The organism is Streptomyces hydrogenans (assembly GCF_014656075.1).
In the GTDB taxonomy this organism is placed as follows: domain Bacteria; phylum Actinomycetota; class Actinomycetes; order Streptomycetales; family Streptomycetaceae; genus Streptomyces; species Streptomyces hydrogenans.
On sequence record NZ_BNBS01000162.1, the window covers coordinates 1 to 14,814 of the forward strand.

General features: G+C 66.7%; 9 protein-coding genes and 3 pseudogenes. 10 read left to right on the forward strand and 2 right to left on the reverse strand.

The features are described 5' to 3' along the window. Positions 1-550: 550 nt before the first annotated feature. From IE321_RS37340 to IE321_RS42520, 6 genes and pseudogenes are all read left to right on the forward strand, one after another. Positions 551-1,358, forward strand: a pseudogene (locus IE321_RS37340) (transposase family protein). A gap of 545 nt (positions 1,359-1,903) precedes the next feature. Then, entirely contained in the window at positions 1,904-2,665 is a 762-nt protein-coding gene (locus tag IE321_RS37345) for an ATP-binding cassette domain-containing protein (RefSeq protein ID WP_190226178.1), read from the forward strand. Next, the gene (locus tag IE321_RS37350; RefSeq protein ID WP_190226179.1) at positions 2,659-3,888 is read left to right on the forward strand and encodes a DUF7224 domain-containing protein; all 1,230 of its coding nucleotides are present in this window, start codon (positions 2,659-2,661) and stop codon (positions 3,886-3,888) included. The genes IE321_RS37345 and IE321_RS37350 overlap by 7 nt, the downstream gene beginning before the upstream one ends. Next, a complete protein-coding gene (locus IE321_RS37355) occupies positions 3,876-4,490 on the forward strand; it encodes a hypothetical protein (RefSeq protein ID WP_190226180.1) in 615 nt (204 codons plus the stop codon). The genes IE321_RS37350 and IE321_RS37355 overlap by 13 nt, the downstream gene beginning before the upstream one ends. An 89-nt stretch (positions 4,491-4,579) precedes the next feature. After that, a pseudogene (locus IE321_RS37360) lies at positions 4,580-4,822 on the forward strand (LexA family protein); the annotation flags it as partial. A 134-nt stretch (positions 4,823-4,956) separates the two neighbouring features. Beyond that, positions 4,957-5,475, forward strand: coding sequence for a hypothetical protein (locus IE321_RS42520; protein ID WP_226652886.1), 519 nt, complete (start codon positions 4,957-4,959; stop codon positions 5,473-5,475). A gap of 1,663 nt (positions 5,476-7,138) precedes the next feature. Here IE321_RS42520 and IE321_RS37370 read toward each other — a convergent pair. Then, positions 7,139-8,740 carry an FMN-binding glutamate synthase family protein gene (locus IE321_RS37370; protein WP_190226181.1) on the reverse strand — a complete coding sequence of 534 codons (1,602 nt, stop codon included), beginning with the start codon at positions 8,738-8,740 and terminating at the stop codon, positions 7,139-7,141. 402 nt (positions 8,741-9,142) lie between these two features. On the opposite strand from IE321_RS37370, the pseudogene IE321_RS37375 reads away from it, so the two are divergent. Next, positions 9,143-9,848: pseudogene (locus tag IE321_RS37375) on the forward strand (transposase family protein). 597 nt (positions 9,849-10,445) lie between these two features. Continuing rightward, the gene (locus IE321_RS37380) at positions 10,446-11,759 is read left to right on the forward strand and encodes a glycosyltransferase (RefSeq protein WP_226652887.1); all 1,314 of its coding nucleotides are present in this window, start codon (positions 10,446-10,448) and stop codon (positions 11,757-11,759) included. Between the two features lie 96 nt (positions 11,760-11,855). Here the strand turns inward: IE321_RS37380 and IE321_RS37385 are convergent, their stop codons facing one another. After that, positions 11,856-12,479 (reverse strand): hypothetical protein, encoded by a 624-nt coding sequence (locus IE321_RS37385; RefSeq protein ID WP_229916741.1) that lies wholly within the window; start codon positions 12,477-12,479, stop codon positions 11,856-11,858. Between the two features lie 269 nt (positions 12,480-12,748). Here IE321_RS37385 and IE321_RS37390 point away from each other — a divergent pair, with 269 nt between their 5' ends. Both IE321_RS37390 and IE321_RS37395 read left to right on the forward strand, forming a co-directional pair. Further along, entirely contained in the window at positions 12,749-13,666 is a 918-nt protein-coding gene (locus tag IE321_RS37390) for a LysR family transcriptional regulator (RefSeq protein ID WP_190226183.1), read from the forward strand. Between the two features lie 96 nt (positions 13,667-13,762). Further along, the gene (locus IE321_RS37395; RefSeq protein ID WP_190226184.1) at positions 13,763-14,068 is read left to right on the forward strand and encodes a hypothetical protein; all 306 of its coding nucleotides are present in this window, start codon (positions 13,763-13,765) and stop codon (positions 14,066-14,068) included. Positions 14,069-14,814: the final 746 nt, after the last annotated feature.

Consider the following 14,814-nt stretch of genomic DNA (forward strand, 5'->3'; position numbering starts at 1 on the left):
CGGTCTCCCGGGTGGTGAGGGTGATGCCGGGGTCGTACGTCTGCAGCCCGGTGCCCGTGCAGGTCATCAGCATCAGATCGGCGTGCGCGGTGGGCGCTGCCAGCACGGTGGGGGCGGTCAGGAGCAGCAGGGCGGACGCGGCACGGGCGGCTGTGCCGAGGCGACGGTTCATGAGAGCCCTTTCAGGGGCGAAGGGGGGGCGGGACGATGACCAGGCACTCCACGCACTCGCAGCGCCGGTAGTACCTGCTGGTGACGCGCCGGAGTAGCCCAGTCGATCGGCCGTCGGGCATCCTTCCCTACTAAAAAGGGGGTATAACGCCTGAAAGGCCAGCTCTGGTGGACTGTCATCCGTCCGGTCGCGTGAGGCCTTTTCCCGGCCCCTCTCGGCCGGGGCGCGGGCCCGCGTGCCGGGTAGGCGAGCGAGGACCGGCCGGAACTCGGTGAATTGCGGTCGCAGCGCCAGTGAGCCTCTTTCATCCTGTGCTGGAGGGTGAAAAATGGGCTGGTCAGCGGGGGTGGTGACGAGGCAGGGCCCCTGGTCGTTGGCGTGGTGATTCCACTCATCACACCGGTGACCGAAGGGGCCCTGAAGGTTTCCATATCCTGCCGTGCTCGACGTCCCTCATGAGCTCGTCGAGCATGTCGCCTGGCTGCTGCACGAACACCGCCGGGCCCGCAACACCCGCCGGCGCAAGCTCGGCTGTTTCAAGCAGGCGCTTCTCACGCTGGTGCACCTGCGTAAGAACGAGATGTTCTCGCAGCTCGGGGCTGGTTTCGGGATATCCCGGGCCACCGCCTGGCGCTACGTCGACGAGACCTTGGACGTGCTGGCGGGCTGGGCGCCGGGCCTCCACGAAGCGCTCACCGGGCTCGGTGAGGGCGATCACGTCATCGTTGACGGCACGCTGATCCCGATCGACCGGATCGGCGCGGACGAGCCGTACTACTCGATGAAGCATCGCAAGCACGGGATGAACGTGCAGGTCATCGCCCGTCCCGACGGCACACCGCTGTGGTTCTCCCGCGCGACGCCAGGCCGGACCCACGATCTGACCGCGGCCCGGGCCCATGGCATCGTCCAGGCGTGCCTGACCCGGCAGATCCTCGTTCTCGCGGACCGCGCCCATCAGGGCGCCGGCGCCACCTTCCGCACCCCCTACCACCACCACCGCGAACAACCCGAGCAATACCAACAGTTCAACCGAGACCACGCCCACCTCAGAGCCCCCGGCGAACGTGCCTTCGCGCAGCTGAAGTCCTGGCGACTACTCCGCCGGGCCAGATGCTCCACCCGACGCATCAGCACCATCATCCAAGCCGTCCACACCCTGTTGACCTGCAGCTATTCAGGATGAAAGAGGCTCACTGAGGGCTGGGGCCCACTCCCGGCCGCCCTGCGGTCCCCCCGTCCAGTGCAGCTGGAGGGTGGCACATCAACGTATCAATGCATCCATACAGCGCCTATATGTCCAAATAAGGCGCAAGGTGTGACAAGATCACTTCTGCGAGCAAAGGGCCGGATCTCGCCTTCATTATTGCTACCAGAACTTCAGCCCCCATTGGAGAATTCCCGTCATGAATATCTCACGCAGAATCAGAGTCGGCCTGATGGCACTCTCTCTGACCGGGGTCACCCTAGTCCTCAACGCCCCTGCGGCCAGCGCCGCCCCAAGGGTGGAGTGTTCAAAGAACATCAAGAATACCTGGGGCGCCGGTAAGTGCACGAACTGGGGACCGGGCCGCATTTCCGCACAGCACATTTTCGACTGCTCTTGGCAGGCTGATCTGCGCTCCGGGTGGGACAACATCCCCGCGGGAACGTGGGTCAAGCATGAGCAGGAGTGCCGGTTCTCCATGCGTGATATAACCGCCCAGCTCAAGTAACCAGAGGACGGTTCCTTTGCCTCGCACCCCACTCGGCCTCGAAGCCCGCAACCTTGTACAGGGCTACCATGGTCGCCCCGTCCTGGACGGACTCACCCTTGAGGCCGGCGGCGGCGTCCTAGGACTGCTCGGGCCCAACGGCGCCGGCAAGACCACGCTGCTGAAAACCCTGGCCACCACTCTCCCGCCTCGATCGGGAGACCTCAGGATCCTGGGACGGGACATATCTGACCGTCAGGCGCTCAGAGCGGTCCGACGTCGGCTCGGTTATCTGCCCCAGGAGTTCGGCTACTTCCCCTCCTTCACCGTGTACGACTTCGTCCGCTACTGTGCCTGGCTGCGCGAAGTCCCCACCTCCGATATCCATGCTGCTGTCACGACGGCCATCGAACGGGTGCGGCTCACCGATGTACGGCACCGTAAGTTGAAGCATCTCTCAGGCGGCATGCTTCAACGCTGCGGCATCGCCCAGGCCATCGTCGCCGACCCGGATTTGATCATCTTCGACGAGCCCACAGTCGGCCTGGACCCTCAGCAGCGCCTGGAGTTCCGCGATCTACTCCGCGACATCGGGCAACGCGCCGCGGTCATCTTCAGCACTCACCTGATCGAAGACATCGCGGCCGCAGCCGACACCGTTGTCGTGCTCACCGCCGGTACCGTCCTGTACACCGGTACCCCTGATGAACTCTCTCAGCTCGCCGCCCCTTGCTCCCGCGGGGACACCGCCATCGAACGCGGCTATATGGAACTGCTGACTCGGGGGCTGACGTGCTGACCGCTCTCCTGATTGAGCTGCGCCGATCACCGGTCCGTTGGTGGGCGCCGGTGATGGTCGTCGTCGGCCTCGGCTGGTTGTTCACCCGTACCGGCCAGTGGCTCTCCGTCTGGCCCCAGGCCGCAGCCGCCGCCCAGGCCACCACCGTCTTTCTCGCTCCAACGTCCGCTGCGGCGGCCGCCATCGCGGCAGGCCGTGCGCATGGACCTGGGGTTGCAGAACTGACCGCCCACGTCCCGCGGCCACGCTCGCAGCCGCAACTAGCCCAACTCGCGGCGTCCTTGCTCTACGGACTGACCTCTTTCCTCGTTGTCACTGTCGTTGCGCTGTGCAGTCCCTGGCTCAAGGGCGTTCCCTCCAGTTCTCTCTGGCTCGGATATACGGTCCTCGGCCTCGTGTGCATGATCGCGGGCACGGCCCTGGGGCACTGGACGGGCCTGCTCCTGACCGGGCCAGCCGCCCCGGCGCTGGCGGCGGTCACCATGTTCGCCGCGCTCGGGGTGATTCCGAGCGACAGCCCCTACAACCTCACCGTCATCTCCGGTTCCCCCGAGTACCAGATCGCTCCAGCAGCCCTCGCTATCCGGGCCCTCCTCGCCGCCGGCCTCCTCGTCGCCGCAGTCGGCTGGCCGCAGACACGGCCCCGCTGGGGCTACCTGCCCATCGCGCCCTCGCTTGGCATCACCACGATGGTCATCGCCGCGGTGGCCCTGGGGCCGATCGGATTCCCTCAGGTCAAGCGAGCGCCCCTCACCCAACCGCTGTGCTCTGCCACGACGCCGCAGGTCTGCGTATGGCCGGAGAACCAAAGCTCCTTGACCAAGGCCGCCGAAGCGGGCCAGCAGGTCGCGAAGGCCGCCGCCGGTGTCCTGCCCGTCCCACCCCGCTTCTATGAGACTGGCCTCCAACCGAATCGGGAAGCGCAGGCACATGGGTTCAGTATGCGTGGTGGCATCGAGGCCACCACCGACGACATGATCAGCGAGGTTTTACCCCACCCGCCAGTCTGCACCGACAGCTTCACAACCCAGCAGATGTCCCAGTTCGCCGACGCCTACCAGAACCTCTCCGCCTGGCTCTTCGCCCGCGCCACCGGACCCGGCACGGTGAGCGGCGATGTGCCGGGTGCCGTCCACCGAATCCTCCGCCAGAACGCGCCTGAGCAGACCACCTGGGCTCGCGAGCAGGCCGCGACCATCCAGAGCATCCAATGCCCGGACTGAGCGTAACGGGCAATGCCGCCCTGTATCTCAGAGCACGCGGTGCACCCCGCCTGCTGGGCGGATTGCTCGTACTGGAAGCAGTCACCCTCCTCAGCCATAACACCCCGCTACGCCTGCCCAGCGTCACCGGTGTATCCGCGCCCGTCTCCGTGGCCGTCGTCGTCCCTGTCCCGTTCGCGCTCTGGGCCTCGACCGGCCTCCACAGCACTATGCAGGATCTCGAACACACCGCAGCCCGCCGCTTGCGCTACTACGACCTCGCCCAGGCTGCCGCACTGTGTGCGATTATCACCGGGCTGCTGGCCATCACGATGGCAGCCACCTCCACTGCAGCCATGACCGCGATCGCTGTACGCAACACCTGCCTCTGGTTCGGCGCCGCCCTCATCTCCGCCCGCATCCTGGGATCCCACAAAGCCTGGTATATGCCCCTCGCCGGGGTCCTCTCGATCTTGGCCTTCGGCTGGGACAACGCCGCCTACCCCCACGCATGGGCCGTCCCGCTCTCCCCCGCGCCCCATATCCCGAGCCTCACCGCCGCATTCGCCGCCCTCACAACCGGCCTTGCCCTCACCGCACTCCCACACCGTCTCAGGACGTAGCGTCCAGAAAGGCGTAATGTCTCCGGGTTCTCGTTGCACAACGAGGCGACTCCCCGGAACGGATCACTGTGCGCCAGGAGCGTGCCGTGTCCGTCGAGGACGTGTTCCCCCTCCCCCGGCAGCTGGTCGGTGACGGCGAGCTCTTCGTCCTCAAGGTCGTCGGCGACTCCATGATCGAGGCCGCCATCTGCGACGGCGACTGGGTCACGGTCCGCCGCCAGCCCGTCGCGGAGAACGGCGACATCGTCGCCGCCATGCTCGACGGCGAGGCCACCGTGAAGCGCTTCAAGCGCGAGGACGGCCACGTGTGGCTGCTCCCGCACAACGCCGCGTTGGCTCGCGACGACCGGGGAAGACTGAGCGGCGCTCTTGACGCTTCCGGGGTCTTCGCCTCACAACCCCGGGCCACTGCACTGGGCCGTCAGACAGCTTGCGCAGCCCGGCTCGTCGACCAAATGGTTCGGGCATGAAAACGCTGCCTTCCCCCAGTGGAGTAGGTGGGCAAAAACGCGAGCCAGAAGAACCGGCTGAGAGTTTCTACAGCTCGAACGCGATCTGCTCGGTGTCGGTCAGCTCGACGTCCAGGCCCCGGGTACGCGACCGCCTTGGCGGAAGTAGACCTCGCCGAGCGTGTCGGCGGTGGTCTGCACCTGCCCCAGAGGGAGAAACCAGCGCCCAGAGATCTCCGGAGAGCACGAGCGAACGAGCTGATCTGGTCAGCTTCAAGCTCGACGACCGTTCACAGGCCGGCATCACCAACGTCTGGCTGGTTTGGACGATCAAGAACAGCAGCAGCAAGAAGTCGAACTACTCGTGGGACTGGGAAGCGATCGACGCCAGCGGCACCCGTGTGGCGAACGGAACTCAGCTGGAGACCGACGTCCAGCCCGGCCAGACCGCGAACGGTGAGTTCCCGACGACGCTCAAGAGTACGAAGGGCGTGAAGCTGAACATCACCAGCTTCGACCGTACTGCCGCCTCCTGATCAGACACCGAGCGCTGTGCCGGGCTGCACGGGCCGGCCAGGAAGGGACCGAGGGTGGGGGCTACGCGGGATCGTCGTGGTGATCCGCTTGCCCACCGGTTCGAGGTGGATGGCGAAGCTCTGTCCGACGGCCATCACGATCTCCAGCCCGTGCAGGCCGATGCGGGTCGGGTGCGGGGCGCGGTGTGCGGGTTGCCGGCCGGGAGAGGCGCCGCAGGGGCGTGGGGCGGTCGTCACCAGGTCGTCATTGGGGGCGTCATCCGGGGCGGCGAGGCCGTCATCGCATTACGCCGGATGACAACTTGGGGACGGGCCTATGACGGCCTTGGTGACGGGTCTGACCAGCGAGAGCACCGTGATGGCGGGATGAGGCTGGGAAACGGCGCTGAGCGGCGGTCCGGGCGCTTCCCGGACCCTCGGCCTCACGGCTTCGGCCCGGGACCGGGCCGAGGGGGCGTCAAGGGAGCTTGGGCGGCCCGGCGGTACTGCCCCCTGGATGACCTCCGGGGCGCCGGGCCTCGCCCGCGCACGCCATATCGGCACGGGTTGGCACCGACCCTACCGACACGGTACGGGGACGGTAAGGGCGATACCAGGATCCACAGGACCGACCCCGACCGGGCGCCGGCCCGAACGCGGCACAGGCAGGGGGCGGTCAGGAGCGGCGCTCCACTCCTCCACGGCGGCGAAGCCGGCGGCGGTCCTCGCCCAGCGGTCGGACGGTAGCCGGCCGGGACGCCGGGACCGGGAGGACGACGGGACGGTCCGGTACTCACCCACGTCAGTCTCCCCCGCACTGACGGTACGCCGGAACTTTCCGGCGGCCAGGCCGCCACCGCCCCCGCGAGGGGGCGAACACGGGCAGCTCCTCGCCCGCTGGACACCACCTTCCAGGGTGCGAAGGTGGGCATCTTCCTGAAGAACGCGCGGGCATGCCCTGGATCACGGCCTGACTCTCGAAAGCCTGTGGGACCTGGTTCACCCATGTGTCGGGAGTACTCTCCTGGACCGCCGCGGAGAAGCCGGCTCTGCCCAGGCCGTTCGTCTTCAGGTGGAGAGGCCGAGCAAAGTTCGTCATGGATGCCGGCGAGTCGTTCCCCTCGAACACGCGCCGGAAGCCGTGCAGCCACGCGATTGTCCGCTCGACGACCCACCAGTGAACGCCCAGACCGAAGCCGTATAGAACTCCCCAAAGGGTGATCTGGCTGATGCTTCGAGCTCAGACGAGACGGTGTAACTGGTCGCAGCCGTCATCGCCAAGCAGGGCGTTCGGAGCTACAGCTCACTCGCTGACAGCCTCCCCAGACGCTCGTCTTTCCGTGCCTGGCAATATCGACGTCATACGACAGCAGCCGTCGCCGACCTCGGGAGGTGCTCACCGCGTCTGGGTCTCGATGTCGACGAGAGCAGGAGGCGCCCGCTGGAGCTCGGCAGCGGCGAACCGAGGACCGGCACCCATTCCCGTAGCCAGCGCTTTTGCCCAGCCCCCTGACAAGTGGCACAGGCTGTCTTGCCAGTCGGCACCGAGCTGCCGTCCGAAACCAGCGGAATGCAAAGCGAGCAGCGCCACCCGAACCGTCTGAGGAACGCCGCCCAACATCACCGACAGAGCCACCGCACCACCATCACTTGTGGCCAGCGGCTCAGCTGCGCCTGCCGGGTCTCAGACGGCGAAGCTGTCGGGGTCCGCGGCGTTCCAGTCGGCACACCACTCAGCCGGCGGGTCGTCGAGGAGCTCCTTGTCGCCGAGCCATGCGTGCAACTCGGCGTAGGAACGGATCTCCCCGCTGTCCGTGGCGCGCCGGTGCAACATGCGAGGGTGGAGCTGTGCAGGCTCGTCGAGGCCCATGGCCGCCATGATCTGTTGGGCGCTGCCGACGGTGGAGGCCTGGTAGCGGCGCACTCGCTCGGCCTTGTCGTCGACGTCCAGTGCACGGGCCCGACCGGGGTCTTGAGTGGCGACGCCGACCGGGCACTCGTTGGTATGGCAAGCCTGTGCCTGGATGCACCCGAGGGCGAACATCATGGTGCGGGCGGCGTTGGTGAAGTCTGCGCCCTGGGCAAGGCGGGTAACGATGTCGGCGCCGGTGGCGATCTTGCCGCTAGCGCCGATGCGAATCCTGTCACGCAGCCCCACGCCCACGAGCGAGTTGTGGACAGTCATCAGGCCTTCGGTGAGGGGCATACCGATACGGTCGGCGAACTCCGGAGGAGCGGCCCCCGTGCCGCCCTCGGCGCCATCGACGACTATGAAGTCCGGGCCCGTGCCTTCCGTGAGCATCGCCTTGCACAGGGCCAGGACGTCAGTCCTGGCTCCGACGCAGAACTTGACGCCGACCGGCTTACCCCCTGCGAGGCTGCGCAGGGAGGCGAGGAAACGGACCAGCTCGCGGGGGGTGGTGAAGGCGCGGTGGTGGGGCGGCGAGGCGACGGTCCGCCCCTGCTGGACGCCGCGGATGTGGGCGATCTCGGCGTCGACCTTCGAGCCCGGCAGCACGCCGCCCATCCCGGGCTTGGCGCCCTGAGAGAGCTTTAGCAGCACGCACTTGACGTTCGGGTGGAGCGCCTTGGCCTCAAAGGCCTCAGGGTCGAAGTCGCCTTCCGCGGTGCGGCAGCCGAAGTAGCCCGTGCCGATTTCCCAGATCAGATCACCACCATGGCGCAGGTGGTACTTAGAGATCCCGCCTTCCCCCGTGTCGTGCGCGAAACCGCCAGCCTGGGCCCCCTTGTTAAGGGCAAGGACGGCATTAGCCGACAAGGCTCCGAAGCTCATCGCCGAGACGTTCAGGAGTGACATGTTGTAGGGCTGGGCGCATTCCGGCCCGCCGACCCGGACCGTGGGCGGCTCCTGAGGGACAGGGCGAGGGGCGAACGAGGGGGCCAGGAACTCGTGGCCGTGCTCGTAGACGTCCCGTTCGGTGCCGAACGCCAGCTTTCCTCCGACCCCCTTGGACCGCTGGTAGACCGCGTTGCGCACGACCCGGTCGTAGGGGCGGCCGTCGAAGTTTCGCTCGACGAAGTACTGCTGGACCTCCGGCCGCACCTCCTCCAGCAAGTAACGGGCATGGCCAAGCAGCGGGTAGTTCCGCAGGATCGCGTGCCTGCGTTGGAGGAGGTCGTACGCACCGAGCCCGGCGAGACCCAGCGTCGGCGTGGCGAGCGCCCACCACCGCGGCGAACGGGTGCACGAGAGCACGGTACTGGAGACGGCGACAGCACAGGCCGCAGTAAGAACAGAATATCGGGCGCAATTCTTGAGTTTCATGGAGGTCTTCTTCGGTCGCATCATCCGCTACTCGTGCGGCGAACACCATGATTGACTCGCTCACACCCGTCTGGTAGCCCCATCCTTTCAATGCTGCCATAGGAGAAACCTATGTACGGGGTTGTCCCGAAGGGCGAGTACCTTCTTGCCCTAGCATTCGTGGCTGCATCAGTCGGCCGGCTATCTCGTACACGGCGGTGTGACCTAGAAGCTCGCCCGGGCTCCCGAAATCCTGCCTATGCGGTCAACCATTGGGACCTCTGACAGCGTTGCTGGGGCGCAGGTCTCGCGAGTGAGGGTCACTTGGCCTGCAGGGCCCGGACGCAGCCGCAACGCGCCTCAGCGGGGGAGGCGAGGGGAACACCCCCGTCTGGCGTCGACTCCTGCCAGCGGTGGCAAACCATCCGGCAAGCACGAAGGTGTGAACGCGGTTCGCGATGGCGGAAGCTGGGCTGCTTCCGACAGGCCCTGCTCGCGCTGGTCCATCTACGGAAGAACGAACCGCTGCCCGCCCTGGCAGCCGGCTTCGGCGTCTCGACAGCCACAGCCTGGCGCTACGTCAGCGAGACCCTCGACGTCCTCGCGGCATGGGCCCCGAGTTTGCACGAGGCCCTGACCGGCCTGGGCGAGGGTGACCACGTGATCGTCGACAGCCGCCCTGGTCCCCATCGACCGCATCGCCGCCGACGAGCCGTACCACTCCATGAAACATCGCAAGCACGGGATGAACGTGCAGGTCATCGCCCGCTCCGACGGCACACCGCTGTGGTTCTCCCGCGCGACACCGGGCCCGTACCCACGATCTGACCGCGACCCGGGCTCACAGCCGTCGTCCAGGCTGCCTGACCCGGCAGATCCTCGTCCTCGCAGACCGCGCCTACCAGGGCACCGGCGCCATCTTCCGCACCCCCTACTACCACCACCGCGAACAACCCGACCACTACCAGCAGTTCAACCGCGACCACGCCCAGTTCAGAGCTCCTGGCGAACGGGCCTTCGCCCAGCTGAAGTCCTGGCGCATCCTCCGCCGCACCCGATGCTCCACCCGCCGCATCAGCACCTCGCCCAAGCCGTCCACACCCTGCTGACCTGCAACTATTCAGGATGAAAACGGCTCAGTGACCCGACTCGATTCCCCGGCCCATAGAACCACATTATGGGTACATAAAGACATAGGGGATACCCATAGAGTCATTTGAGAAATAGAGTTTGTTTGCCGCCAAACGGGAAGTCGGCCCAGATGTAGTCCGAGGCACGCGCTCCCGCGTGGAATCCAGCTGTGTGACTGGCCGCCCGTACCGAGCCCGACGGAAAACTCTTCCCAGGCTCTCTGTCGGCCCTGCGGCGCGCACCCGTGCTCCCCACCGTCCCTGAGAAAAGGAGCTTTCATGCCTTACGCCTCCGCCACCGCTCCAGGCGGCACCCTCGCCGCGACGGGCCTGGCAACCGGCCAGCTTTGGCTTGTCGTCGTGAGCGTCGGCGCCATAGCCGTCGGATCGATAGTCGTACGTCTGGCGTTCCGGCGCGGCAAGGGCCCCGTTGAACAGTGACATTCCGACACCCAGCCCTCCCTCCTGAGCCACGTTCACAGCTGTTCCCCGGACCCGTCGGGACACTTCGGACCTGGCGCGCCCCGTCCTGTGTCGACGAGACGGAGCCACCCCGCGCCCGGCACGCATCCTCACGCACACTCGCCCTGCTCGGGGTGCTGCCTCTCACGGCCTTCCTCGCCTGGGGCGTGGCACACGCCGTGAGACTCGCAGCATCATGGACCGGCCATCAGGACGACGGTTTGGCCCTGCCCTGGCTGGTCTCCTTCCTCCTGCTGTGGTGGGTTCCCGTTTCCTGGCTTGAACGGCCCAGGGAAACCACTCCCACTGACAGGCGCATCGTCGACGTGCTCACCGTGACCGTCCAGGTCCCCGTCTACAACGAGGATCCGCACGCTCTGCGGGCCTGCCTGCACTCGATCCTCCGCCAGTCCCGCCCCGTCCAGCGGATCCATGTCGTCGACGACGGGTCGGTCGACGACACAGGGGCTCCCCTCACCTACAGCGGCGTACGTACAGAGTTTCTCGCTCTGACCAGGGCGCCCGGCATGCCGGAAGCCACCTGGACCCGGACCCCGAACCGCGGTAAACGTCACGCCCAGATGACGGTTCTCGCCGACGACGATGCCGACATCTTCGTCACACTCGACAGTGACTCCGTTCTCGACCGCGAAGCGATCAAGGAGGGCCTGAAGCCCTTCGCGGACTCGAAGGTCGCCTCCGTCGCTGGTCAGGTCCTTGTGCTCAACCACGACGCGAACCCCTTGACCAGAATGATCAACTTGCTCTATCTCCCCTTCACTCGAGGGCTGCGCAGCGCCCAGTCCGTCCTCGGCAGGGTCACCATCAACTCCGGCACCCTCGCCTTCTACCGTGCCGGAATCGTCCGTGACGCCGCTGGAACCTACGAGAACGAGACATTCCGGGGCAGGCCCATGCAGATGAACGACGACTCCATGCTGACCTTCTACAGTCTGCTCGCCGGCGACACCGTCCACCAGCCGTCCTCGCTGGTGTTCACCCTCGCCCCCGAACGGCCACGCCACTACCTGCGGCAACAGTTGCGATGGATGCGCGGCACTACCGTGCGGCACCTGTGGTGGCTGCGCTACATGCCCGTTGGTGGCATCGTGTTCTGGACGACCGTATGCGAGTACGTCCACATGCTCCTGGGCCTGGCCATCCCCGTGATTGTCCTCGTCGACGACGATCTGCGCGGACACGTCGGCACCCTGCTCGCCTCCGGGCTCCTCATCGCGACTCTGATGAGCTACCTGATGGCGCTGCGGCTGTTCACCGTACAGCGCTCCGACATGACCACCCGGCAGACGCTTATCCTGTTCGCGCTAGCCCCCCTGGCTGCGCTCTGGAGAACCCTCATCTTGCGTCCCCTATACCTCTACGCGATGGCCACATGCCACCGGATCAACCGATGGGGCACACGTAACACCGTCGAGGTCGCGCTGTAGCTCTGCGCCCTCCCACGGGAAGAAGCGGAGCGGGAGAAGCGGAATTCCGTACGCGGCACCCATCGCTACTGACGCCTGCGGTCACCGACAGGGCGGTCAGGAGCGGTCCTCCGTGGATCCGGTTGCGGCATCCTCTTCGGCACGGGCAAGTACCCGGTGGGCGGCTTCGGTGGCGCGCCCTCCGGCCTTGGCGCCGACCGCTTCGAGGAACCCTTTGCGGCGGGCGAGCTGGAGGTGTGACTTCACCGTGCCGAGCGGCAGAGCGGTGATGTCGACAAGCCGGCGGACCGGGGAGCGGTCCCCGGCGGCGGCGAGCCGCTCATAACGCAGAGCGAGTGCCGCGAGGTAGGGGCCGCTCGGCCTCCGAGCTGAGGCGAGGAGGTTGTCCACCTGATGGGCGCGGGGATACTTCTGCACTTCGTGTTCGTTGTCGCGGACGAGACTGGCGGCTTCCGAGGGGCGCACCTCGCGCAGGACGGTTGTCGTCACCCCCCGGGCCACGGCTGCGGGGTCCCCGCCCGGCGCCGGACGGACGACGACGTACGTAGGAGCGGCCCCCACGGAGCCGTGCAGGATGAAGTGCCACGCTTCGAAGTCGCCGTGGGCGAGGCTCTGCCGTACCCAGCTCCCTTCCTCGCTGACGAGGGCCGCCAGATCGCCGGGCGGCGGTGACATGGGGGTCATCGAAGTGGGTTGCGATCCGAATTCCATGCTCATCATTCTACCCATCTAGATGTGCCCCTACTGGATGCCGAAGGTGAGTGCCATATCAGGTTGTGCAGGTGTCGACATAGGTGCCATTCTTGACATATCCGGCTGAGACCTGTCTAGCTGTATCAAGTCCAGCTCGCTCCAGGGAGGAGCACCGTGCTCCCGCCCATCCTCGGCAGGGCGTGTCCAGCCCAGGACAACCCCGGCCCGGCCCCACCCAACGACAGCCCGCGACATCCCTACGGAGCCGCCGGCGTCCACGACCACCAGGCGTACCCATGCGTATATCGACCCGTGTCCCCGACCTTCAGGCCCTCGACCTGCTGCTCAGCGTCGTCGAGCTCGGCAGCCTGGGACGAGCCGCCCTTGCACACGGCATTAGCCAGCCATCCGCGAGCTCCCGCATCCGCTACCTGGAGCGACTGGTCGGAGCTCCTGTGCTGCGTCGCAGCAGCCTGGGCTCTGCCCCCACCGCCGCAGGCGACATGATCACGGTGTTGGCGCGCGACGTGATCGAGGCGGCGCAGCGCCTGGACGCCGGGATCGCGCGCGTCCGTGCCGACCGGGACGGGCATTTGCAGGTGGCGGCCAGCCATACGATCATGGAGTACCTCTTCCCAAAGTGGCTGAAGGAACTGCGCGCGCAGAGCCCGCAGACCGCAGTGACGCTGGCTGCCTGCAACTCGTCGGACGTCGGTGCCGCTGTCGCCGCGGGCCGGGCGGACCTCGGGTTCATGGAGAGCCCGAGCCGTCCGTCGGACCTCGACAGCACGACCGTGGCGCGGGATGAACTCCTGGTGGTCACCGCGCCGGAGCACCCATGGGCCCGGCGTACCACCATCACCGTCGAAGAACTCGCGGCCGAGACCTTGCTGCACAGGGAAGCCGGGTCCGGCGCCCGCATCGCGTTTGAGAGGGCCTTGCGGAAACACCTGCCCGACTGGCAGCCCGACGCATGGTTCGAACTGTCCTCGACCGCGGCGATCAAGAGTGCGGCTGTCTCGGGCCTGGCCCCTGCCGTGCTCAGCTCGCTAGCCGTCACCCAGGAACTGCGGACCCGCTCGCTGACCACGGTGACCGTCTCAGGCCTGAGCATTCACCGCTCACTGAGGGCCGTCTGGCCCGTGGGTCAGAACCTGACTGGGCCGGCACGCCAGTTGTGCGCGATCGCCCTCAGGGCGGGACTAGCCCGGTGATGACGTGTTTGGCCAACCGGACAGAAGTCGTCCTCGGTTCGTAGCCCCGGAACTGACATCAGCCGCTGAAATTCCAGCCAAGAAAGCTGAACCTCGATGATGATCGCCTGGCGTGTTCTCGTTGCTGTCTTCGTCCCTGTGGAGATCTGGTTGACGAAACGCTCCCACCGCCGGTCTGCCTGGCGCATGCTCTCCGGCGACCGCATCGCCCTGGCCGTCGGCGTGGGCTGGTGCGTTTCCGCTGTCGCCACCTCGTGGGCTGATGACAGCGACCCCATCGGCGGCCTCCTCTTCGGAAGCCTGACAGGCATCGTCATTGCCTGTGCCGTCGCTGCTGCACGCCACCGGATCACTCACCTGCGGGCCGAGAGCAGCGCCTTCTCTTGGCCCGCAGGTGAGTGATGAGAGCGCCGGGGCGAAGAAGTCCTTCTGGTCCCGCCTCTAGGCGTGGGCACAGGACGCCCCGGTTCACGCTGCGACTTCTGCAAGAGCCTCGAAACGGCCACGCGGCTCGGCGTAGCCAGACTCTCCGGCGGCTTACCAGCCCACGGGCCAAGGCTGGGCGAGCCCCAGGTTCTCATCGTCCAAGACCACGTTCTGTCCGTCCGGTCTTGCTCGTACATCGAGGGGAAGGACGCTTTCACTGCGGCGGGATCATGACCGCAGGACCCACCACTGGCTCCCCGAAGAACACGCCATTCGAGACCACGCGCTCCTCAAACCTTTGATGCTGATTTCGCGCCTGTTCGTTGAGCGGGAGCTGTGGCCATTCGGCAAGGACTGCCTGATCGCCGGCGGCAACCTTGGCACAGAGTCGACCCGTAAGGTCCCCCGACGCAGATGAAAGCCTGCTCGCGATGCCGTGCGGGCGGCGGTCGCGGAGTCTGTCTAGGTTCGCGGCTTGCGGAAGCACTGAGCGTTCTCAACTCGAGCCTCGCCGAGGGCAGCCAGGGAGGTCTGACCTGCGTATACACCTCAGACCCGTCACCCGATCGGTGAGCGAGGTGAAAGAGTTCACTAGACCTTTTTCATCCTGTGCCGGCAGGGTGAAAAAGGTCTACTGACCGCCCAGTCGACCGTCCAGCCGTAGCCTGCGACGGACTCCGTCCGCCGGACGGGTGGGCTCAGATGAGGCCGAGCTCGCGGAC